Source organism: Burkholderia sp. MSMB1072 (assembly GCF_001524725.1).
In the GTDB taxonomy this organism is placed as follows: Bacteria; Pseudomonadota; Gammaproteobacteria; order Burkholderiales; family Burkholderiaceae; genus Burkholderia.
This window is the reverse complement of record NZ_LOYC01000035.1, coordinates 214,787-236,504: the sequence shown is the minus strand read 5'-3', so window position 1 is coordinate 236,504 and position 21,718 is coordinate 214,787. Positions and strand designations below refer to the sequence as shown.

The following is a 21,718-nucleotide window of genomic DNA, read 5'->3' as shown; positions in this document are numbered from 1 at the left end:
GATCGACGTCGGGCCAGGCATTGTGCCGAACCGCGGACCAATTCATTTCAATGAGCTTGCGGCGAAGAATAGCACCGGTCCCGCATTCCTGCCGTGGACATTCTGGTAACAAGTTGTTTACGAATCGCGCATGTCGAACGCGTACCGGAAATCGCTCGAAATCCTTGCTGGTATTGACTCAAGCAAGGGTCCGGCCCCACACCGTCGCAGACCGCTCATGCGCGCGAACGCACGTTTGAGACACACGTGGCAACACATCTGCACATGCCGTAAGGGGCATCCAAACGACGGGCGGAGAAAAGATGGCGGGGTCAGTACACGCCAGGCAGCAACCGCCACGTCCGCGCGCAGTACGCGTCGTATTCGGCGCCGAATTGCGAACGCAGCAATGCCTCCTCCGAACGGATCCGTGCAACGAGCGGCACCAGCATCAGGGCGACCAGCAGCACGCCGATGCCCGAGCGAAACGCCAGCGCCCAGCCAAGCGAATTGACGAGCAGACCGAGATAGCTCGGATTGCGGATGCGGCTGTAGACGCCGCCCGTCACGAGCGTATGGCCCGGCTGGATCGCGACGAGCCCGCTGAAGCGCTTGCCGAGCACGAACACGGGCCAGATGCGCAGCACGCCGCCCGCGATGTACAGCACGACGCCGGTCCAGCGCACGGTGTCGCCGCCGAAGGCCCAGACGTCGAGCCGGTCGGTCAGCGCGGGCAAGTACGCGAGCAGGAAGCCGCTCGCCGCGAACGCCGCGAGCACCCAGCGATTGTCGCGGTTCTCGCGCTCGCCGCTGCTCAGGTTGCCTTCGGTGAACAGTGCGGCGACGGCCATCGCGAACGTCGCGACGACGACGACGATCAACGGCGGATGCGAGAAGAACACGGCGAACCCGCCGCTGCCGAGCACGGCGAGCCCGAGGTAGACGAGCGTGGCGACGCTCGACAGGACGACGACCTTGGGGGTAACTGTCATGATGACGGCCTCGCGGGGGCGTGCTTTCCCGTGAAGTATAGGAACTGCACACACCCGGTGCCGTGCGCCGCCGTCATGCGGCGCGCGCGTTCGCGCGCATCGTCAAGCCGCACGCGGCCAACCGGGGCCGGTATGGCCCGGGCTGGCGCACTGCGGCGGATCAGCGGATGCGGAAGTGGCCGCCGATTCCGACGCTGACGGGCGGCGCGTAGTACGCGGGCGCATAGCCGTAGCCGTACCCGTAGTAAGCCGGCGCGGGCGCGTAGCCGTATGGCGGCGCGACGTAGCAGCCGGACAGGCCGCCGATCAGGGCAAGCATAATGAGAAGTCTGGACATGGCTCGGTTCCCGGCGCGAAAGACGAATGGCACCGCGCGAAGGCCGTGCCGCCGCGACGGGCGGCGGCCGGCACGAAGAGGCGATCCGCCCTTCCTGTCGCTCGATGAAACAATGCGCGGAGTCTAGCGCCGGGCCCGGCCGGCCGAGTTTCCCGGCCGGTTACACGTGTTACCTGGTGTGACCGCTGAAACAGGCTCGGGCGGCACGGCGGCCGGTAGACGGCGGCTGCACCGGGTGCGTCGGGCCGTTACACGAAGCGGGCGCGGATGCGCTGCGCGAGCGCTTCGAGCGTCGCCGCGTCGGCGACGTCGCGCGCATGCATCCGCAGCTCCGCGCCTTCCCAGCGCGGAATCACGTGGAAATGCACGTGCGGAACCGTCTGGCCAGCGGCCGCGCCGTTGAACTGGCCGATGAACACGCCGTCCGGCTCGAGCGCCGCGCGCACTGCCGCCGCGACGCGCTGCGTCATGCGGATGCCGGCCGCGGCCGCATCGCCGGACAGCTCGAAGATCTGCGCGGCCGGCTCCTTCGGAATCACGAGCACGTGACCGTCGGCCTGCGGCATCAGATCCATGATCGCGAGCGTCGCGTCGTCTTCGGCGACCTTCACGCAGGGCAGTTCGCCGCGCAGGATCCTGGCGAACGGGTTGTTGTTGTCATAGGACATGGCGTTTTCCGATCTCGGTTGGACAGTGGGACGGGGAGAGAGCAATGCCGGACGATTATCGGCCGATGGCCGGCCCGATATCAACTCGCCGATCGCACGACGCCGGCCGGCCCGTCGGGCACGCGGCAGCGCGAACGCACGCGGCCGTCATCGCGCGTCACGCGGCTGCGATTGCAACGTCTCGCCCGAACCTGCGACACTGCCGGATCGTTGCCGGCCGGCACGCCACCGAGGATGCTCGCGCATGACGATCCCCCTCAAGAAGCTGATTCTGCGCGGTATCGCGTTCGCGCTCGTTGCCGCGATCGGCTACACGGGCTACATGCTGTCCCGGCTTGCGCCGATCGCGACCGGCTATGCGGCCAAGGCGCTGTGCTCCGCCGTGTTCGTGTCGGGCCGCCCGGCCGCATCCGTGATCGACGTCGACATCATGGCCGGCGTCCATCCGTTGCTGAAACTCGTGCGCCCGTCGATCGACCCCAACCGTCATCGCGCGGTGGCGACCTTCGCCGGCTTCGCCGAACGCGAAGCCGACTTCCGGCCGGGACTCGGCTGCACGCTCGCACTCGTGCCCCCGACCGGTGCGGCGGCGGCCACCTTGCCCGCCGCGTTGCCGCCCCTCCCCGATCCGCCGCCCGCACCGCCCGCGCCGGCCACGCCGCCCGCCGGCATCGACACACACAAGCTGCAAACCGCACTCGACCGCGCGTTCGACGAACCCGATCCGGCGCGGCCGCGGCGCACGCGGGCGGTGGTCGTGATGTGGCGCGGCCAGGTGATTGCCGAACGCTATGCGCCCGGCTTCACGGCCGACACGCCGCTGCCCGGCTGGTCGATGACGAAGACCGTGACGGCCGCGCTGGTCGGCACGCTGGTCGCGCGGCACAAGCTGTCGCCGGACGCGTCGGCGTTGCTGCCCGAATGGCGCGGCAGCGGCGATCCGCGCGCGGCCATCACGCTCGACGAGCTGCTGCGGATGACGAGCGGCCTGCAGTTCAACGAGGACTACGACGACCCGCTGTCCGACGTCGCGGTGATGCTGTTCACGCAGCCCGATACCGCGCGGTTCGCATCGGCGAAGCCGCTTGCCGCGACGCCCGGCGCGCAATGGTCCTACTCGAGCGGCACGAGCGCGATCGTCGCGCGCGTGATGCGCGAATCGCTGGGCGGCAGCGACGCCGACTACCTCGCGTTTCCGCGCCGTGCGCTGTTCGCGCCGCTCGGGATGCACAGCGCGGTGTTCGAGCCCGATGCGTCCGGCACGCTCGTCAGCGCGTCGTACATGTATGCGAGCGCACGCGACTGGGCGCGCTTCGGGCAACTTCTGCTGCAGGACGGCGTGTGGAACGGGCAGCGGCTGCTGCCGGAAGGCTGGGTGCGCTACCTGACGCGCGCGACGCCGCAGTCGTCGCGGCAGGAATTCGGCGCGCACCTGTGGGTCAAGGTGCCGGAGCCGTTCAACGATCTCGATCCGCATGCACACGCGATGCCGGCCGACGCGTTTCACGCGGTCGGCCATGAAGGCCAGTTCGTGAGCGTGGTGCCGAGCCGTCAGTTGGTAGTCGTGCGGCTCGGGCTGTCGCGGCCGGAAGCCGCGTGGAATCACGAGGCCTTTCTCGCGCGCGTGCTCGACGCGGTGCCCGCGCCCGGTGCGTGACGACGGGCCGTGGCCCGCCGGACGCGACAAGGCGGCGGCAGGAACGCCGCCGCTTCGCGCGCTATCTGCGCTGCATTACGGATTCGCGCTGCCCGCGTACTGCTTGAAACCCTCGCGCGTCGCGAGACGTTCGATATAGCGCGACACCGCCGGCAATTCCGGATGTTCGAACGGCGTGCCGAACCAGCGGTTCACCGACAGGCCGATCGGAATGTCCGCGAGCGTGAACGTGTTGCCGGCCACGTACGCACCGGTCTTTTCGAGCTGCGCATTCAGCACCTGCATGTGCTTCGTCCAGCCCGCGATCGACTGCGCGATGCCGCCCGGATCCTGGTGATCGGGCGATTTGCGCACGAGGCCGAGGAATGCGCCGACCCACGAGCGGTTCAGGTCCGAGCCTTGCCAGTCGATCCACTGGTCGACCCGCGCACGCGCCTGCGGCTCGGCCGGATACAGCGCATCGCCGCCGTAGCGGTTCGCGAGGTAGCGGATGATCGTGTTCGATTCCCAGAGCACGAAGTCGTCATCCTTGATGACGGGTACGAGCGCGTTCGGATTCAGCGCGAGATAGGCCGGATCGTGGGTGGTGCGAAAGCCCGCGCCCCAGTCTTCCTGTTCGAACGGCAGGTTCAGTTCGGTGCACAGCCACAGCACCTTGCGGACGTTGATGGACGGAATCTTGCCGAGGACGTGCAGCATGCGGTCTCCTTGTGGGGGCGGGTGCGGGGCGTTCGGGGCGCACGGCAGGCTCCGAACGCGTTCACGCGGAATTTATACACGACCTCGCGGGAAACGGCAGGTCTCGGGCGCGAAATCGGCGTGCGGCCGACTCGTCAGGTCGCGCAGCGCGTGCTCGGCCGTCGGGAAGCGGAACATGAATCCGTCCTGATGCAGCCGTGCCGGCACCACGCGCTGCCCGTCCAGCAGCAGCTCGGCCATCTCGCCCATCGCGGCGCGCAGCGGCGCGGCCGGTACGTGCAGGAACGCCGGGCGGCGCAGTACCTTCGTCACGACCTGCACGAATGCGCGCTGGGTCAGCGGCGCCGGTGCGACCGCGTTGTAGACGCCGCGCATGCCCGCGTTGGACATCGCTCGCGCGACGATCCGCAACACGTCGTCGCGGTGAATCCAGCTCATCACCTGCGCGCCGTCGCCGAATCGGCCGCCCAGCCCGAAGTAATGCGGCATCAGCATCGGGCGCAACGCGCCGCCCGGGCCGAACACGATGCCCAGCCGCAGCACCACCGCGCGCACGCCGTGGCGCTCGAGCGGTTGCACGGACTGCTCCCACTGCCGGCACAGCTCGGACATGAAGCCGGTGCCGATACTGCTGCCTTCGTCGAGCCGTTCGTCGCCCGGCCGCACGCCGTAGTAGCCGATCGCCGACGCCTGGATCCACGTACGCGGCTTGACCTCTGCGGTTTCCACCCAGCGCATCAGTGCCTGCGTGACGCCGACGCGGCTGGCGAGCAGCAGCGCCTGCCGGCGCTTGCTCCAGCGTGCGCCCAGCACCGGCGCGCCGGCGAGATTGACGACCGTGTCGAAGCGCTCGTGCGGCTGCAATTGGTCGACGGACGTCACGCTGCGCACGCGGCCTTGAAACAGGTAAGCCGCGCGCAGCGGATCGCGTGCCAGCAACGTGACCGTATGCCCTGCATCGAGCAACCGGTTCACGAGCGTTTCGCCGATGAAGCCGGTCCCGCCGGTGACGAGCACGTTACCCGGCCGCTGCCCCGCGAACGGGTTGGCGGCCGGCGCGCGTGGCGCGATACGGTACGCGGCGATCCCGTCGCGCACGCCGGACACCGTCACGCCGACGGCGAACAGGCCGAGCAGCCAGCCGCGCCAGCCGAGGTCAATCGCGTGCAGCGCGGTGGGCGCGCGCACCCACACGGCGAGCTGCATCGCGATCATGCCGAACAGCGCGCCGCCGTTGACGGCCAGCAGCGTATGCAGCACGCGCTCGGTCGCCGGCAGCTTGCGGCTCTGGTCCTCGACGACGAAATCCCACAGCGTCAGCACCACTTCGACGAGCACGACCGCCGCGAGCGCCGCGACCCACGCGCCGTGAAACGCGACGTTCGCGATCGACGCGAACACGAGGCCGTACAGCACGGACCGCACCGCGTGAATTGCCAGTTCGAGCCGCGCGCGCGGGCTGTGCGGCAGGTCCTGCGTGAGTTCATGGTGGTAAAGCGTATCGAATGCGCCCATCGCGCCCTGCACGATCAGCAGGTCGAGCGCCCAGTCGAAAGCGGGCAACGTGTTCATGCGGTATCCCTCCTCCACAACCAGACCAGCGGCGACACCATCGCGACGAGTGCGGCCACGTCGATCGCCACGTGCCCCCACACCTGCGCCTGCCACGACAACAGCATGTCCTGCGGCGCCCAGATCAACAGGCCGGCCAGCAGCCAGCCCCACACTTCCCGCTTCCGCAACCGGTTGCCGAGATGGACGAGCGCGAGCATCCAGACCGCGGTGCACTGCACCGTCGCGCCAAGCAGCGACATCCACCAGACCTGCTGGGCGCGCGCGGCGTCGGGCGCCGCGGTCGACCGGAAATGCCACTCGATGCCGCGGTGATAAGCGTCGAGCCACGATGCGCCGGCAATCCACGGAATGGCCGCGCCGACGAGCAGGTGCGCGATCGCGGCTGCGTACATCCAGCGCACGACGGTGCGGCGCGGGATGTCGCGCGGCGGGCGATTCGCTGCCGCGCTTTCGGCGTTCCTGCCGAGGCTGCACGCGCCGCCTTCACGGCAGGCTTCCGCGCGATACCCGAGCCAGTGCGATACCGCATACCGGTTGCGGGCCAGGCGGCGATACAGCGGCGCGAACACGGCACGCATCGCCGGCACGCGAAGCAGCGAGGCGAACCAGCGACGCCCAATCAGCGCATGAGCGACCGCGATGCCGTCGATGCCGGTCAGCATGCGTCCGTCGGGCAGGCGCGCATGCAGCTCGCGATTCAGCGCGGGCAGGTCGACGCCCAGCGACCCCGGATCGAAACCCGGCTCGGCGATGTCGACGAACGCCAGCCGATGTCGCGCGTCGCGCTCGCCGAGACGCCGGACTTCCGCGACGCATAACGGGCATCGCCCGTCGAAGTAGAGAATCAATTCACTTGCGTCCATGCTTTGCATTCCTTCTTGTTATCGCTGGCATCACGAACCGGTCGATCGACTGCTTTCCCGCGTACGCCGCCGCGCCCGCGCGACGGTGACGGCGCCGGGCTTACATCGGCTTGACCACCATCAGGAAATAGACGGTCAGCATCGCGAAGAACGCCGGATAACCGAGCAGCTCCCAGCGCTTCGCATAGCGCCAGTAGCGCTCGGGCAACGCGGCGTCGCCGTTCGCGTACGCGAGCTTCGCCATCGATGCAAGTTCGAGCTGCAGCCACACGACCGGCAGCCAGCACGCGCCGGCGAGCGCATACAGCACGATCGACGCGAGCAGCCACGGCGTATGCCACGGCCAGCCGGCCGTGTGCGCGAGCCACAGCCCGGACGCCGGCTGGAAAATCACAGCCGGTGTCGTGAACCACCAGTCCGCTCGCACCACGAGCCGCGATACGGCCGCGATCGCGGGCACCGACCGCGTGCGGTTCGCGAAGAACAGATAGAACGCGGTGCCGAAACCCGTGCCGACCAGCAGCACCGAAGACAGGATATGAAGCGCCTTGATGACGAGATAGGTATTCATGCGTGTTCTTCTTCTGAATAGAGGATCAACAGGATGGCGAGAATCGGCACGTTCTTGAGCACGGGGCCGAACGGTTCGGCCAGCAGGGCCGGCATCGTGACCGCGATGACCGCCGAGTACGCGACGATCAGCGCGGCTTGCGCGGCCCACAGGCGCCGCGACGGCGCGACGACGGTCGCGATGCCGAACGCGAAATCCAGCGCGCTGGCCGCGTAAAGCGCGATCAGCGCGGGCAGGCCCGTCAGGTGCGCAGGCGCCAACAGCGCGAGGCTCGCGTGCAGCGGATGGATGAAGGCGCTCGCGATCGCCGTCCAGATCCACACGATCGCGAGCGCGCCCAACAGCAACGGGCGCCGCCACATCGCGAGCGCGTCGCGGCGCAATGCGCCGGCGTCCGCGCCGATGAAGCTGCCGAGGCCGCGCGGCGGCCGGCCCAGCACGGCGGTGGCGGCCGCCGGATCGCCGGTGTTGCCGCCGCGCAGCATCGTCCACGTATCGCGCGTCAGCATCGCCCCCGGCAGCGTGCCCAACAGGGCGGCCGCCGCGCCGACCAGCGGACCCGGCAGTGTCACGCTGGCCGCCGGCGGAAATCCGAGCGCGGCGCGGTAGCCGGCCAGCATCTCGCGGTATTCGACCTCGTCGCCGCCGACCACGTCGATCACGCGGCTGCCCGCCGCCCGCGAATCGCCCGTGTGCTCGACGAGCCGCGCCACGACTTCGGCGAGATCGTCGACGTGCACCGGGCGCAGCCGCTGACGCCCGCCCGCCGGCAGTCCATGCACGGGCAGGCTCGCGAGCATCCGGAAAAACCGCGCGGACGCGCCGGCCGCCCCGTAGACGAGCGCGGGGCGCACGATGCGGAAGTCGATCGGCAACGTCTGCAGGAAGCGGTCGGCCGCGTGCTTGCTCGCGAAGTACCGCGTGTCGCCGCGCTCGACCCCGAGCGCCGAGATCTGGATCACACGCCCCACGCCGGCAAGGCAGCACGCGGTAAAGAGCGCGCACGGCGCGGCGCGATGCACGGCGTCGAGCGTCGCGCCGCGTCGATCGGCCAGCATGCCGACCGCGTTGATCACCACGTCGACGCCCTTCAGCCGCGCGCGCCACGCTCGAGGATCGACGTCCCGCGCGAAGTCGATCGCGACGTCGCGCGGGCCGGCCGCGCGGCGCACGCCGCGCAGCACGCGATGCCCGCCGCCTTCGAGCCGCGCGCACAGCGCCTGCCCGATGAAACCGTTCGCGCCGCACACGAGCACGGTCATGCCGCGCGCGCCGGTGCGATCGGGCAAACAGGTCGATGGCAAGGCTGCGTTCATGTTCATCCTCTATTTACAGTTATTTCTGTACAGACAGAAATAAAAACCCCGAAAAAAGCGGGCTGCGTGCCCGCTCTGCCGTGACCGCTTACTTCGACGGCTTGCGCCTGACCGTCTGGCTGATCTTCGCGCCGATGCCGAGCGCCTTCATCAGCGTATCGGGCTTGAGCCGCAGCATTTCGTCGGACCAGGTCGTGAGCGTCTCGACGAACTGTAGCGTGTCGCGAATGCGCTGTTCGGTCTCGCGGCTCTCGTTCGCGATGTCCGGATTCGTCAGGCAATCGCGCAGCACCGTGAGTGTCGGCTCGATCTCGCGTTGCCGCCGCCCTTCGACGATCAGCTTGAACAACTCCCAGATGTCGGTCGACGTCTCGAAGTGGTCGCGGCGATCGCCCAGCACGTGCACGACCTTCGCGAGCCGCCACGCCTGCAGCTCCTTCAGGCTCGTGCTGACGTTGGAGCGTGCGACATTGAGCGTCTCGGCGATCTCGTCGGCCGCAACCGGCCGTCCGGCCAGGTAGAGCAGCGCGTGAATCTGCGAGACAGTACGGTTGACGCCCCACCGCGAGCCCATTTCGCCCCAGTGAAGAATGAATCGTTCGGCAATCGGTGTGAGTTCCATGGTGGGGAATTTAGATATTTCAGTTATTTCTGTCAAGAGAGAAATAGCCGGGCGATCCGACGCCTTCCGGCTGCGCCCGCCCGCGATCGGCCGCTTCCTTTACAATGCGCGGGATTTTTCCGATTTCAGGCCGTCCCCGCCTTTCTGATAGACAGAGGTTTCCATGATCATCAAACCGCGCGTGCGTGGCTTCATCTGCGTGACGACTCATCCCGTCGGCTGCGAAGCCAACGTCAAGGAACAGATCGACTACGTGACTTCGCACGGCCCGATCGCCAATGGCCCGAAAAAGGTGCTCGTGATCGGCGCGTCGACCGGCTACGGCCTCGCCGCCCGGATCTCGGCCGCATTCGGCTCGGGCGCGGACACGCTCGGCGTGTTCTTCGAGCGCGCCGGCAGCGAAACGAAGCCGGGCACGGCAGGCTGGTACAACAGCGCCGCGTTCGAGAAATTCGCCGCGGAAAAGGGGCTGTATGCGCGCAGCATCAACGGCGACGCCTTCTCCGACAAGGTCAAGCAGGTCACGATCGACACCATCAAGCAGGATCTCGGCAAGGTCGACCTGGTCGTCTACAGCCTCGCGGCGCCGCGCCGCACGCACCCGAAGACGGGCGAAACCATCAGCTCGACGCTCAAGCCGGTCGGCAAGGCCGTCACGTTCCGCGGCCTCGACACCGACAAGGAAGTGATCCGCGACGTGTCGCTCGAACCGGCGACGCAGGAAGAGATCGACGGCACCGTCGCGGTGATGGGCGGCGAGGACTGGCAGATGTGGATCGACGCGCTGGCCGACGCCGGCGTGCTGGCCGACGGCGCGAAGACCACCGCGTTCACGTACCTCGGCGAGCAGATCACGCACGACATCTACTGGAACGGCTCGATCGGCGAAGCGAAGAAGGATCTCGACAAGAAGGTGCTGTCGATCCGCGACAAGCTGGCCGCGCACGGCGGCGATGCCCGCGTGTCGGTGCTGAAGGCCGTCGTCACGCAGGCCAGCTCGGCAATCCCGATGATGCCGCTGTACCTGTCGCTGCTGTTCAAGGTGATGAAGGAAACCGGCACGCACGAAGGCTGCATCGAGCAGGTGTACGGGCTCCTGAAGGACAGCTTGTACGGCGCGACGCCGCGCGTCGACGAGGAAGGCCGCCTGCGCGCGGACTACAAGGAACTCGATCCGCAAGTACAGAACAAGGTCGTCGCGATGTGGGACAAGGTGACGAACGAGAACCTGTACGAGATGACCGACTTCGCCGGCTACAAGACCGAGTTCCTGCGCCTGTTCGGCTTCGAGATCGCCGGTGTCGACTACGACGCGGACGTGAACCCGGACGTGAAGATCCCGGGCATCATCGACACGACGGTCTGACGGCACGCCCCGCCGCCGCGCGTGCGGCGGGCCCGCATTGCCGGCGGCGTCAACGCGGCGCCGGCTCTTCCAGATAGACGCCCGACGACAGCGCGGCCTTCACCTGCCGCGTGAATTCGTCGGTCGACACTTCCTCCGCCCCCGCTTCGATGGCGTCGTACGCCTGGCGCACGACGTCGGCCGGCGTGGCCTTCGGCACGTCGAGGCCGGCCGTCAGGTCGGTATCGATGAAGCCGGCATGCAGCCCGACCACCTGCGTACGCTGCTCGCGCAGCGAATGGCGCAGCCCGTTGGTCAGCGCCCATGCGGCCGATTTCGATACGCCGTAGCCCGACAGGATCGGCCGGTTCACCCAGCTCGCGACCGACAGGATGTTCAGGATCGCGCCGCCGCCGTGAGCCGCGAGGGTTCCCGCAAACGCCCGCGACATCGCCAGCATCCCGAACACGTTCGTCTCCAGGTGAGCGCGCAATGCGTCGACCGCACCGTCGTCGGTCAGGCTACCGAGCCGCGCGATGCCGGCATTGTTGATCAGCAGCGTGACGTCGCGTGCGGCATCGGCCGCCGCCGCGACCGCCGCCGGATCCGTCACGTCGAGCTTCACGGGCACGACGCCCGGCAGCGTCACGCTGGCCGGATCACGCGCCGCTGCATAGACCTTGCGCGCCCCTCGGGCGAGCGCCTGCTTCGCAAACTCGAGCCCCAGCCCGCGGTTCGCGCCCGTGACGAAAACGACTGCACCTTCGATCTTCATGATCTTTCCTTTCGCGTGATGAATCGCCTGCGCGCCGGCTCGCCGCGCGCATGAGATCCGGAGAAAAACGAGGCTGCCGTCGCGAGCCGAGCCGTTGCGCCGCCGGTGGCGAACGACGAGCCGTCCATCCGCTGCCGGCATGGCCCGCGACGTCGCAAACGTCGACCGATTGCCATTCCTGCCCCCGCCCTGGCTTTGCATTGCCTGCCAAGTCGGCTACACTCGATGTCAATGGCGATCACCATCGTCTTTGCGATGCATTGTGTTCGCGCCAGGCGAGTGTGTCAATGGCGATCACCATTGTGTTTTTCAATCGAGGCGATCGGCAACAATCAGGGAGAGATCGATGGGCGTATCCAGACAGCAGGCGGCCGAGAACCGAAGCGCGATCGTCGCGGCCGCCGAGCGGCTGTTCCGCGTGCGCGGCGTCGATGCGGTGGGATTGACGGAGCTGATGAAGGAGGCCGGCTTCACGCAGGGCGGCTTCTACAACCATTTCAAGTCGAAAGACGCGCTGGTCGCCGAAGTCATGGAAAAGGCGATGCGCGACCGCGCGGATTCGCCGAACGCCGGCAGCCTCGACGCGCAGGTGGCAGCGTATCTGTCGCCCGCGCATCGCGACAACGTCGAGGCCGGGTGTCCGCTGTCCGGCTTCGCGGGCGATGCGCCGCGGCTGACCGATACGGCGCGCGGATGCTACGCGCACGGACTCGCCGCGTATCTCGATCGACTGGAACGGATGGTGGCGACCGACGGCGCCACGCCGGAGCAGACGCGTCGCGACGCGCTCGCCGTTTTCAGCCAGATGGTCGGTGCGCTCGTGCTGTCCCGCGCGATCGCCGGCAGCGATCCCACGCTGGCCGACGAGATTCTCGACGCGGGGCGGGACGCGCTGACCGGCCGACACGGCGATTCAGTCGCATCGGCGTAACGGCGCGCGTTTCGGCGCGCCGCCGCCGTCCTGGTCGCGCTATTCGATTGCCCGCGCGGCATCCCACAGCGGCTGCGTGCCGCGCGCCGCATTCCACGCGGCGAACTGCGTGCGCCACGATTCGAACGGTTGCGCGAGCGGATGGCGCGGATCGTCGCTGAGCGAATACGCCATCCCTTCGATCAGCCAGCGCGGCTTGGTCAAGACGGCCAGGTTGCCGAGCACTTCGGCCTGGCGATGATGGATCAACTCGTGCGCGAGAAAGTAGGTCTGCCAGCCGCGCGGCGCGATCACGATGCCGAAATCGCCGAGCGTCAGCGCCGCGCGCGTGCCGAGGCCGAATGCATCGGCGCACGTGCGCGTCGCGCAGAACACGACGCGCGGTGCGGCGCGGAACGCGCCGACGGCCGCCGCCGCGCGCGCGGCGCCGTCGCGATAGAGCTGCTGCGCAGCGCCGAGCGCCGCGGCATCGTCCGTGCAGATGTCGGCGCTCGGGCACGACACGCCGGGAACCAGCGCGGGCGCGACGACGCGCAGCGGCTTGACGAGCGCATACGCGGCAATCGGCAGCGTGACGAGCAGGCCCGCGAGAGCGAAAGCGATATGGGTGCGTTTCATCGAGGCGGCGGTTTGACGGATGCCATCACGCGAGCTGCTTGTGGAAATACGTCGTCGCGCAGAGTGCGCCGTCGGGCATCAGCGCGTAGTTCGGCACGACGCCCACGCGTTGCCAGCCGGCCCGCTCGTACAGCCGCTCGGCGTCGCCGCCCGTCACCGTGTCGAGCACGAGCACGGTCTTGCCGGCGTCGCGCGCGGCCGCGTCGGCCGCCTCCATCAGCCGCGCGGCGATGCCCTGCCGGCGCGCGTGCCGCGCCACGAGCATCTTCGCGACGTCCGCACGATGCGGCTGGTTCTCGGGCTGCGCGGTCACGAGCTGCACGGTGCCGACGATCCGGCCCGACGTATCCTCGGCGACGAGCAGGATGCGCTCGTCGTTCGCGACGCCCTCGGCCACGCGCGTCCAGAATGCGACGGCGGTCGGCCGCTCGATCGGCAGCATGAAGCTGACGGATGCGCCGCCTTCGACGCAATCGATCAGCACGTCGGCCAGCGCATCGACACAGGCCATCGCTTCGCTCGCGCCGACGCGGCGGACGGTAACAGGTTCGGTCATGCCCTCTCCGGTAATCAGATGGGCCGCATGCGCGGGTTCGGCATGGGCCGGAATCGGAACGCACGCCGGCCGGGTATCGAGGCTCGCGCGACGGCGGCAGGCGTCCGGTAACGCGGCGCCCGATCGGCGCGTGTTACCGCCCCATCATCGTACGCGATGGAAATTTTCGCTGCACCGGTTTCGACATCGGTTACACTTAGCCAAATGGATAACCTTCAACCCGGCATCAGCGACGTGTTCCATGCCCTCGCCGATCCGACGCGCTGCGCGATCGTCAGCGCGCTCGGCCAGGGCGAGCGGACCGTCTCCGCGCTGGCCGCGCCGTTCGACATGGCGCTGCCGTCGTTCATGAAGCATGTCGCCGTGCTCGAGCGCAGCGGCCTCGTGGCAACCCGGAAAACCGGCCGCTCGCGCACCTGCGCGCTGGTCGGCAGCCGGCTGACCGAGGCCGAGGCATGGCTCGCCGCGCAGCGCGCGCAGTGGGAAGCGCGATCCGATCGTCTCGTCGAATTCGTCGAACGCCGTCACCAGGAGGAGCAAGATGTCAGCAAGCCACGTCGAACCCGCTGAAGCCAACGATCTCGTCATCACGCGTACGTTGCGCGCGCCGCGCCACGCGCTGTGGCGCGCATGGACCGACCCCGAACTGCTGAAGGAATGGTGGTGCCCGAAGCCGTGGACCACCGAGGTACGCGCGTTCGACCTGCGGCCGGGCGGCGCTTTCCATACGTTCATGCGCGGCCCCGACGGCGGCACGAGCGACAACCCCGGCTGCTTCCTCGAAATCGTGCCGGAATCGCGCATCGCGTTCACGTCGATGCTCGCGGGCGGCTGGCGGCCGCAGGCGCCGTGGCTGGGCTTCACGGCGATCGTCACGATGGCCGACGACGACGCGGGCAGCCGCTACGAGGCGCGCGTGATGCATCCCGACGCCGCGACGCGCGAGCGCCACGAAGCGCTCGGTTTTTTCGAGGGCTGGAACACCTGCATCACGCAGCTCGACGCCTTCGCCGCGACGTTGCGCTGAGCGCGGCTTCGCATGCGGTCATTGCATGCCGCCGCGCCCGCGCCTAGGATTCCAGAAGGAAGCACGACGACACGCCGGGCGCCGGCGTGCACCGTCGCGCGCGCTTGGCGGGAGGCGACATGTTGCACACGCACACGCATTCGACCCGGGTCAGCCGACACCTGAACGCCCCGCGCGGGCGCGTCTATCGCGCGCTGCTCGACCCGCACGCGGTCGAACAGTGGAAGGTGCCCGACGGCATGACCTGCCGCGTGCATGCTTACGATGCGCGCGAAGGCGGCGCGCTGCGCGTGTCGCTGAGCTACGACACGCCGTCGGCCGGCACCGGCAAGACCGCCGCGCGCACCGACACCTATCACGGCCGCTTCGTCACGCTCGTGCCCGACCAGCAGATCGTCGAGATCGATGTATTCGAAACCGACGACCCGATGCTGCGCGGCGCGATGACGATCACGATCACGCTGTCCGACGAAGCGGGCGGCACGCGCGTGGACGCCGTCCATGACGGCGTCCCGCCCGGCGTGCCGGCCGCTGACAACGAGACCGGCTGGCAAATGGCGCTGGCGCGGCTCGCGGCGCTGGTGGAAACCGGATGACGCCGCGCAAGCGCATCAGCCGAGCCGGTACACCCGCGTAGCCGTGCCGCGGAACAGCGCGTCGCGCTCGTCCGCGCCGGCCTGCGCGGTCAGTCGCTTGAACGCGTTCCAGCCGTTCACGAACGCATACGATCCCTTGTCGACCGGGAAATTGCTTTCGAACATGCAGCGGCCAGGGCCGAATGCGTCGATGCAGGTCATCATCCACGGCTTCCACGCGTCGGCGAGCTGCGCCGACGACGGCGGCTTCTCGCCTTTCTCGAAATCGAACCCGTTGATGCGCATCCCGAGGCCGCCGACCTTCACGTACACGTTCGGCAATTGCGCGAGCGTGCGCATCGACGCCGACCAGCGCGCGAACACCTCCGCCCGCTTGTCCGCATAACTGGCAATCCGCACGACGCCACCGCAGTGGTTGACGACGATCCGCGTGTCGGGGTTCGCTTTCGCGAGGTCGAACAATTCGGGCAACTGCGGAAAGAACAGCCACGCGTCGTACGACAGCCCGAGCGGCGCAAGTTGCGCGACGCCGGCCCGGTACGCGGAATCGGACAGCAGCCCGCGCGGCACCGCCGACAGCGGATTGGCGAGCGTCGGATCGGCATCCCACGTCGTCAGGTGCCGAATGCCGCGAAACCGCCCGCGCCCGGCTTCGACATGCGCTTCCAGCACGTCGCGCACACGCGCGCCGAGCCGTAGATCCGCATGGCCGACGATGCCTTTCGCGACGGCCACGGGGCCGTGCTGCAGCGGCTCGATCACGCCGGCGACATAGGCCGTCTCGCCCACCGGCTTCAGTTCCGCCGGGCCTGAATCGCGATAGCGCGTCTGCGCCTGCATGTAGACGGACGCCTGGATGTTGTGGCCCGAGCGTGCATCCTGCAGATAGTCGTCGAGCATGTAGATCCAGCCCGGCCGTTCGTAGAAGTGATGATGCGCGTCGACGATCGGCAGGTCGGGCTCGAGCGCCGGTTCGAGCGCCGACGCGAGCCAGTCGGGACGGACCGCGAGGTAGTTGCTTTGCGTCATGCGGGGAGCTCCGTCGTGGGCCGGCGTGTCGGCGAACGCGGGCAGCGCGAGCGATGCGGCGGTCGCACCGATCAACCGGCGCCGTTTGATCGAAAAGGTCATGTCATTCGCTCCGGTCGAACGCGTACAGCGACAGCGTGAGCAGTGTCGTGATCGCCAGGACGATCGCGAGGCCGAGCATCCCGGCCGTGAAAGTGCCGAAGCTGTCCTTCAGGTAGCCGACGAGATAGGGGCCCGCGAAGCCGCCGAGCGCGCCGATCGAATTGATCAACGCCAGCCCGCCGGCCGCGGCCTGGCCGGACAGGAAGTGCGACGGCAGCGTGTAGAAGATCGTGCGGCCGGCAATCGTGCCGATCAGCGCGAGCGTGATGCCGACGAGCGCCGGCCCGAGGGTCACGAAATGCGTCGACACGCCGAGCGCCACCGCGCCGATGAACAAGCCGATCGCCAGGTTCGCGATCGGGCGGCCGCGACGGTCCACCCGCTTCGCCCACCCCAGCAGCGCGACCGTTGCGAAGAAGTACGGCACCGCGGACAGCCAGCCGGTCTGCATCGTCGACATCCCGTGCGCCTTCAGCATTTGCGGCAACCAGATGCCGATCCCGTACGAGCCCATCGTGAAGCCGAACGAAATCAGCGCGAGCACGTACACGCGCACGTCGCGCAACGCGACGCCGAAGCGCTTCTTGCGGCCGGCCGCCGCGCCGTCGCGCTCGAACGCACGCTGCAGCGCGGCACGCTCGTCGTCCGACAGCCACGCGGCATTCGCCGGCGAATCGGACAGCAGCTTCAGCACGAGGAAACCGAGCGCACACGCAGGCAGCCCTTCGACGATGAACATCCACTTCCAGCCGGCGAGCCCGAGCGTGCCGTCGAGCTGCAGCAGCCACGTCGACAGCGGGCCGCCAATCAGCGACGACAGCGGCGTCGACACGGTGAACCACGCCAGCACGCGCGTGCGGTAGCTCGCCGGAAACCACACGGCGAGGAAGAAGATCACGCCGGGAAAGAATCCGGCTTCGCCGATGCCGAGCAGCAGCCGGATCGCGTAGAAACTCGTCGGTCCCGTCGCGAGCGCGGTCGCGGCCGCCATCAACCCCCACGTGATCATGATGCGGGCGAGCCAGCGGCGCGCACCGAAGCGGTACAGCGCGAGATTGCTCGGCACTTCGAACACGCAATAGCCGGCAAACATGATCCCCGCGCCCCAGCCGAACTGCGTCGCGGTCAGCCCGAGATCGCGGTTCATCGTGAGCGCCGCGAATCCGACGCTCGTGCGATCCAGATAGTTGAAGAAATACGCGAGCGCGAGCAGCGGGATGAAGCGCCACGCGGCCTTGCGCACGGCCCGTTGCTCGATCGACGCGTCGGTCTCGCGATCGGCGGCCAGCGCCGGGGAAGCGGATGTCATGGTTGTCTCCGTGGATGCGGCGATCCTCCCCCGCACGACGCGCGGCCGGGACGCCTTTGTTCGTTCGATGAATCGCGGCCGCGCTACGCGCTCGCCATTTCGTTCGCCGAAGGCGCGCCGCCCGGCCCGTCGTCGCCGTGCGCGGCAGCGTCCGCGCCGTACTGCCCCGCTACGACGCCGGCATTGAGCAGCGCACGCGCATCGTCCGGCGTGTAGCCGAGTTCGCCGAGCAGCGCGCACGTGTCCTGGCCGAGCGCGGGCGGCGCCAAGCGCAGCCGCAGGCGCTCGCCTCCGAGCGTCAGCGGCAGCAGCGCGGTGCGCGTGTCGACCGGCCGCCCGGCGCTGCTCGCGTCGGCAGGCAGCGTCACGGCTTCCAGGCCGCCCGTGGCGAGCAGATGCGGATCGTCGAACAGATCCTGCGGCTTCGTGATCGGCGCATACGGCAGGCCGGTCGATTCGAAGATCACGCCGATCTCCGCGGCCGAGTACGGCGCAAGCCGCGAACGCAGCTCGGGCAGCAGCCAGTCGCGCGCCTGCACGCGCAGGTTGTTGGTCGCGAGGCGCGGATCGTCCTTCAGCGCGGGCAGGCCGAACGCATCGCAGAACAGCGCCCACTGCGTGTCCGACACGACCGCGAGGAAAATCTGTTCGTCGTCCTTGACGGAGAACACGTCGTAGACGGCCCACGCGGAAATCCGGCTCGGCATCGGCGACGCGGCCTGCCCGGTCACCGCGAACTGCATCATGTGCTGCGCGACGAGGAACACGTTGTTCTCGAACAGCGAACTCTGCACCTGCTGGCCGCGGCCGGTGCGCTCGCGCTGCGCGAGCGCGGCCATCGCACCGATCGCGCCGAACATGCCGCCCATGATGTCGTTCACGCTCGCGCCCGCGCGCAGCGGTCGCCCTTCCGGGCCCGTCATGTAGGCCAGGCCGCCCATCATCTGCACGACCTCGTCGAGCGCGGTGCGATGCTCGTACGGCCCCGGCAGGAAACCCTTGTGCGATACGTACACGAGGCGCGGATTCAGCGACTCCAGCGCCGGGTAGCCGAGACCGAGCCGGTCCATCGTGCCGCTCTTGAAGTTCTCGCTGAAGACGTCCGCCGTCGCGACGAGCCGCAGCACGATCTCCAGCCCGCGCGGATCCTTCACGTCGACCGCGAGGCTCTTCTTGTTGCGGTTGAACATCCCGAAGAACCCCGCGCCGGAACCCCGCAGCGCCCGCGTGCCGTCGCCCGCGATCGGCTCGATCTTGATCACTTCCGCGCCGAGATCCGCGAGCAGCATCCCGCACGTCGGGCCCATCACCATGTGCGTCATCTCGATCACGCGCACGCCCGCATACGGCAGCGTGGAAGCCGATTGCCGATCGTTCATCGTGCGACTCCCGGCAGACATCCTTCCGGTTGCACGGCCGACGGAGCACGGCCATCCGCATAGCGAAAGCCCTTCGGCAACCCTGCGTCGGGCACGTGGCCGTACAGCGCGTCGGACGGCAGCGCCGCATGCAGGATCGCGCGCGCGGCGAGCAGCGCGTCGACGTCGACACCCGTGTCGTATCCCATCGCTTCGAGCAGGAACACGAGATCCTCGGTGACGATGTTGCCGGTCGCGCCCGGCGCATACGGGCAGCCGCCCAGGCCACCCTGGCTGGCGTCGATCGTCGTCACGCCCGCATCGAGCGCCGCGACGACGTTCGCGAGCCCCTGGCCGCGCGTGTTGTGGAAATGCGCGCCGCCGGCCTTGTCGCCGACTTCGCGCCGCAGCCGCGTGAACAGCCGGCGCACCTGCACGGGATTCGCATAACCGCTGGTATCGGACAGGCCGATCTCGTCGACACCGCATTCGGCCATCGCGACAGCCATCGCGATCGTTTCGTCGTCGGAGACCGCGCCCGCAATCGTGCAACCGAACGCAACCGACACGCCCGCCTCGATCTGCACCGACGGGAACCGCGCGTCGCGCAGCGCGACGATCGCGCGCACCTCGTCGATCATCTGCGCGGGCGTCTTGCGAATGTTCGCCAGCGAATGCGCTTCCGTCACCGAGACGGGCAGCGTCAGCTTGTGCACGCCCGCGCCGAATGCGTCCTCGGCACCGCGCAGGTTCGGCGCGAGCGCGGCGACATGCAGCCCGGGAATCGCGAGCGCGTGCGCCACGACTTCACGTACGTCGGCCATCTGCGGCAACAGTCTGGCCGGCACGAACGACCCGACCTCGATCTCGCGCAGGCCGGCCGCGGCCAGCGCGGTGATCCAGCGCAGCTTGCCGGCCGTCGGCATCACGGTCTTGATGCTCTGCAGCCCGTCGCGCGGCCCGACCTCGCTGACCAGCACCGCCGGATTGTTGGAAATCTTCATTCGACACCTCATCGTTCTATCTGAAAGAACATAGTTCTGTTTGACGGAACTTTAAGCGTGTGCCGAGTGGACGATAAGCGGGGTATACCCGGGAAATTGCGTTTTTCTGGAACTTGAGTTCTGCCAGATAGAACGATATAGTCGACCGACCGTTATCCGAAGGAACCAGGTAGTGCCGAGGAATCCAGCAAATCAGGCCGGCGACGCATCCGATCCGGCGACCGAAGAAGCATCCAGCGGCGTCGCCGTGCTCGACCGCGCGTTCGCGATCCTCCGTGCGTTCGGCCAGACCGACGACCGGCTGTCGCTCGCCGAATTGTCGCGCCGCACCGGGCTGTACAAGAGCACGATCCTGCGCCTGCTCGCCGCGCTCGAACATGGCGGTTTCATGCGCAAGCTCGACGACGGCCAGTACGCGATCGGGCACGAGCCGTTGCGGCTTGCGGCGCTGTACCAGCGCTCGTTCCGCGTCGGCCCGGTGGTCGAGCCGCTCCTCGAGACGCTGAGCCGCGAACTCGGGGAAACGGCATCGTTCTATGTGCGCCAGGGCGACGTGCGCTCCGTGCTCTATCGCGTCGAGCCCGCGCGGGCGGTGCGCGTATCGATCCGCGTCGGCGAGGAGTTTCCGGTCGGCCAAGGCGCATCGGGGAAGGTGCTGCTGGCCTTCACCGACACGCAGGACGCCCGCTGGAACGACGTGCGCGAACAGCTGTGGGCCGCGTCGTACGGCGAGCGCGACCCGGAGACGGCCTCGGCGTCCGTGCCCGTGTTCGGCGCGGCCGGCGAATGCGTCGGCGCGCTGACGGTATCGGGCCCGAAATCGCGGCTCGCCGCCGCGCCGGCGATGACGGCGGCGCTCGCGATGCTGCTGCCGCTCGCGCAGAAGGCGACCGTCGCACTCGGCGGCGCGGGCGCGCGCTACGACGCGCCCGCCGTGCGCGACAGTCTCGCGCGGCTCGCATCGTCGGCGGACGACGTCGCCCGGTCGTAGGGAGTCGGTTGCATCCGGCACGCGACACGGCAGCGCGAAAGGCAGCCGCATGCGACACTGGCCGCCGATGCACGCAGCGCGCCGTTCGCAGGCAACGCACCGCGCGTGCAACCGTCAACCGGACCCGCACGAGGAGACACCGCGATGAACGCCGCGCGCACCGCCACCTGGTATTTCGATTTCGTTTCGCCGTTCGCCTACCTGCAACAGGAACGGTTCGACCGGTTGCCGCCCGCCGCCGCGTTCGAGCCGCGACCGATCGTGCTCGGCGCGCTGCTCGCGCACTGGGGCCAGAAAGCGCCGGCGGAGATCGCGGCCAAGCGTGTGTTCACCTATCGGCATGCGCAATATCGCGCGGACAAGCTCGGCATTGCGTTCCGGATGCCGCCCGCGCACCCGTTCAATCCGATCAGGCCGCTGCGCCTCGCGATCGCGATGGGCAATTCGCCGGACGCGATCCGGCGGATCTTCCGGCATATCTGGCGCGACGGCCAGGACGTCTCGACGCCGGCAGGCTTCGCCGCACTGTGCGAAGCCGTCGGCTTTCCGGAAGGCGTGACGGCCGTCGAGGCCCAGCCGGTCAAGGACGCGTTGCGCGCGAACACGGATCGCGCGATCGCCGACGGCGTGTTCGGCGTGCCGACCTTCGCACTCGACGGCGACCTGTTCTGGGGCGAGGACGCGACCGACATGTTCGTCGACTGCGCGACGTCGCGCGCGTGGCTCGACTCGCCCGAAGTCCGCCGCATCAGCGCGCTGCCCGAAGGGATCCGGCGCGGCTGACCGCGAACCGCCTCC

Annotated in this window: 24 protein-coding genes; 8 read left to right on the top strand and 16 right to left on the bottom strand. The window is 68.6% G+C overall.

The window, feature by feature from the left end; translation table 11 throughout:
- Positions 1-311: 311 nt before the first annotated feature.
- From WS89_RS19900 to WS89_RS19895, 3 genes are all read right to left on the bottom strand, one after another.
- Positions 312-971, bottom strand: a complete 660-nt coding sequence (locus tag WS89_RS19900) for a methyltransferase family protein (RefSeq protein WP_059792870.1) — start codon at positions 969-971, stop codon at positions 312-314.
- Between the two features lie 160 nt (positions 972-1,131).
- On the bottom strand, positions 1,132-1,308 hold the full coding sequence (locus WS89_RS34265; RefSeq protein ID WP_179949331.1) for a hypothetical protein: 177 nt from the start codon (positions 1,306-1,308) through the stop codon (positions 1,132-1,134).
- A 248-nt stretch (positions 1,309-1,556) separates the two neighbouring features.
- Complete coding sequence (locus WS89_RS19895) at positions 1,557-1,976, bottom strand: HIT family protein (protein WP_011548975.1); 420 nt, start codon at positions 1,974-1,976, stop codon at positions 1,557-1,559.
- Positions 1,977-2,220: 244 nt separating this feature from the next.
- Between WS89_RS19895 and WS89_RS19890 the strand changes: the two genes are divergently transcribed.
- Positions 2,221-3,633 (top strand): serine hydrolase domain-containing protein, encoded by a 1,413-nt coding sequence (locus WS89_RS19890; RefSeq protein WP_059792869.1) that lies wholly within the window; start codon positions 2,221-2,223, stop codon positions 3,631-3,633.
- Positions 3,634-3,708: 75 nt separating this feature from the next.
- Here the strand turns inward: WS89_RS19890 and WS89_RS19885 are convergent, their stop codons facing one another.
- The 6 genes from WS89_RS19885 to WS89_RS19860 form a co-directional block, all read right to left on the bottom strand.
- Positions 3,709-4,332 (bottom strand): glutathione S-transferase family protein, encoded by a 624-nt coding sequence (locus tag WS89_RS19885; protein WP_059792867.1) that lies wholly within the window; start codon positions 4,330-4,332, stop codon positions 3,709-3,711.
- A 72-nt stretch (positions 4,333-4,404) separates the two neighbouring features.
- Complete coding sequence (locus WS89_RS19880; RefSeq protein WP_059792865.1) at positions 4,405-5,904, bottom strand: TIGR01777 family oxidoreductase; 1,500 nt, start codon at positions 5,902-5,904, stop codon at positions 4,405-4,407.
- Positions 5,901-6,770 (bottom strand): thiol-disulfide oxidoreductase DCC family protein, encoded by an 870-nt coding sequence (locus WS89_RS19875; protein ID WP_059792863.1) that lies wholly within the window; start codon positions 6,768-6,770, stop codon positions 5,901-5,903. The genes WS89_RS19880 and WS89_RS19875 overlap by 4 nt, the downstream gene beginning before the upstream one ends.
- A 100-nt stretch (positions 6,771-6,870) precedes the next feature.
- Positions 6,871-7,341 (bottom strand): DUF2269 family protein, encoded by a 471-nt coding sequence (locus tag WS89_RS19870; RefSeq protein ID WP_059792861.1) that lies wholly within the window; start codon positions 7,339-7,341, stop codon positions 6,871-6,873.
- Positions 7,338-8,657: an SDR family oxidoreductase gene (locus WS89_RS19865; RefSeq protein ID WP_059793035.1), complete on the bottom strand. Its 1,320-nt coding sequence runs from the start codon at positions 8,655-8,657 to the stop codon at positions 7,338-7,340. Before WS89_RS19865 ends, WS89_RS19870 begins: the two co-directional genes overlap by 4 nt.
- An 88-nt stretch (positions 8,658-8,745) precedes the next feature.
- Complete coding sequence (locus WS89_RS19860) at positions 8,746-9,279, bottom strand: GbsR/MarR family transcriptional regulator (RefSeq protein ID WP_050012168.1); 534 nt, start codon at positions 9,277-9,279, stop codon at positions 8,746-8,748.
- Between the two features lie 163 nt (positions 9,280-9,442).
- On the opposite strand from WS89_RS19860, the gene fabV reads away from it, so the two are divergent.
- A complete protein-coding gene (gene fabV / locus WS89_RS19855) occupies positions 9,443-10,645 on the top strand; it encodes an enoyl-ACP reductase FabV (protein WP_059792858.1) in 1,203 nt (400 codons plus the stop codon).
- 49 nt (positions 10,646-10,694) lie between these two features.
- On the opposite strand, the gene WS89_RS19850 is transcribed toward fabV, so the two are convergent.
- Positions 10,695-11,399 (bottom strand): SDR family oxidoreductase, encoded by a 705-nt coding sequence (locus WS89_RS19850; protein ID WP_059793033.1) that lies wholly within the window; start codon positions 11,397-11,399, stop codon positions 10,695-10,697.
- Positions 11,400-11,745: 346 nt separating this feature from the next.
- Here WS89_RS19850 and WS89_RS19845 point away from each other — a divergent pair, with 346 nt between their 5' ends.
- Entirely contained in the window at positions 11,746-12,330 is a 585-nt protein-coding gene (locus tag WS89_RS19845; RefSeq protein WP_059792856.1) for a TetR/AcrR family transcriptional regulator, read from the top strand.
- Positions 12,331-12,369: 39 nt separating this feature from the next.
- Here WS89_RS19845 and WS89_RS19840 read toward each other — a convergent pair whose 3' ends face one another.
- Positions 12,370-12,948 carry a hypothetical protein gene (locus WS89_RS19840; protein WP_059792854.1) on the bottom strand — a complete coding sequence of 193 codons (579 nt, stop codon included), beginning with the start codon at positions 12,946-12,948 and terminating at the stop codon, positions 12,370-12,372.
- 25 nt (positions 12,949-12,973) lie between these two features.
- Positions 12,974-13,504, bottom strand: coding sequence for a GNAT family N-acetyltransferase (locus WS89_RS19835; RefSeq protein ID WP_059499453.1), 531 nt, complete (start codon positions 13,502-13,504; stop codon positions 12,974-12,976).
- Between the two features lie 204 nt (positions 13,505-13,708).
- On the opposite strand from WS89_RS19835, the gene WS89_RS19830 reads away from it, so the two are divergent.
- The 3 genes from WS89_RS19830 to WS89_RS19820 all read left to right on the top strand — a co-directional run bounded on the left by WS89_RS19830 (position 13,709) and on the right by WS89_RS19820 (position 15,127).
- Positions 13,709-14,074: an ArsR/SmtB family transcription factor gene (locus WS89_RS19830; protein WP_059499454.1), complete on the top strand. Its 366-nt coding sequence runs from the start codon at positions 13,709-13,711 to the stop codon at positions 14,072-14,074.
- Positions 14,046-14,531: an SRPBCC family protein gene (locus WS89_RS19825; RefSeq protein ID WP_059499455.1), complete on the top strand. Its 486-nt coding sequence runs from the start codon at positions 14,046-14,048 to the stop codon at positions 14,529-14,531. Before WS89_RS19830 ends, WS89_RS19825 begins: the two co-directional genes overlap by 29 nt.
- A gap of 119 nt (positions 14,532-14,650) precedes the next feature.
- The gene (locus WS89_RS19820) at positions 14,651-15,127 is read left to right on the top strand and encodes an SRPBCC family protein (protein WP_059793031.1); all 477 of its coding nucleotides are present in this window, start codon (positions 14,651-14,653) and stop codon (positions 15,125-15,127) included.
- A gap of 15 nt (positions 15,128-15,142) precedes the next feature.
- Here WS89_RS19820 and WS89_RS19815 read toward each other — a convergent pair whose 3' ends face one another.
- From WS89_RS19815 to WS89_RS19800, 4 genes are all read right to left on the bottom strand, one after another.
- The gene (locus WS89_RS19815) at positions 15,143-16,258 is read right to left on the bottom strand and encodes an amidohydrolase family protein (protein ID WP_059792851.1); all 1,116 of its coding nucleotides are present in this window, start codon (positions 16,256-16,258) and stop codon (positions 15,143-15,145) included.
- A gap of 1 nt (position 16,259) precedes the next feature.
- The gene (locus WS89_RS19810) at positions 16,260-17,567 is read right to left on the bottom strand and encodes an MFS transporter (RefSeq protein ID WP_059792849.1); all 1,308 of its coding nucleotides are present in this window, start codon (positions 17,565-17,567) and stop codon (positions 16,260-16,262) included.
- A gap of 83 nt (positions 17,568-17,650) precedes the next feature.
- Positions 17,651-18,946 (bottom strand): CaiB/BaiF CoA transferase family protein, encoded by a 1,296-nt coding sequence (locus WS89_RS19805; RefSeq protein WP_059792847.1) that lies wholly within the window; start codon positions 18,944-18,946, stop codon positions 17,651-17,653.
- Positions 18,943-19,929 (bottom strand): hydroxymethylglutaryl-CoA lyase, encoded by a 987-nt coding sequence (locus WS89_RS19800; protein ID WP_059792845.1) that lies wholly within the window; start codon positions 19,927-19,929, stop codon positions 18,943-18,945. Before WS89_RS19800 ends, WS89_RS19805 begins: the two co-directional genes overlap by 4 nt.
- 172 nt (positions 19,930-20,101) lie before the next feature.
- Here WS89_RS19800 and WS89_RS19795 point away from each other — a divergent pair, with 172 nt between their 5' ends.
- The gene (locus WS89_RS19795; RefSeq protein WP_059499461.1) at positions 20,102-20,920 is read left to right on the top strand and encodes an IclR family transcriptional regulator; all 819 of its coding nucleotides are present in this window, start codon (positions 20,102-20,104) and stop codon (positions 20,918-20,920) included.
- A 144-nt stretch (positions 20,921-21,064) separates the two neighbouring features.
- Positions 21,065-21,703: a 2-hydroxychromene-2-carboxylate isomerase gene (locus tag WS89_RS19790; protein ID WP_059792843.1), complete on the top strand. Its 639-nt coding sequence runs from the start codon at positions 21,065-21,067 to the stop codon at positions 21,701-21,703.
- Positions 21,704-21,718 lie beyond the last annotated feature (15 nt).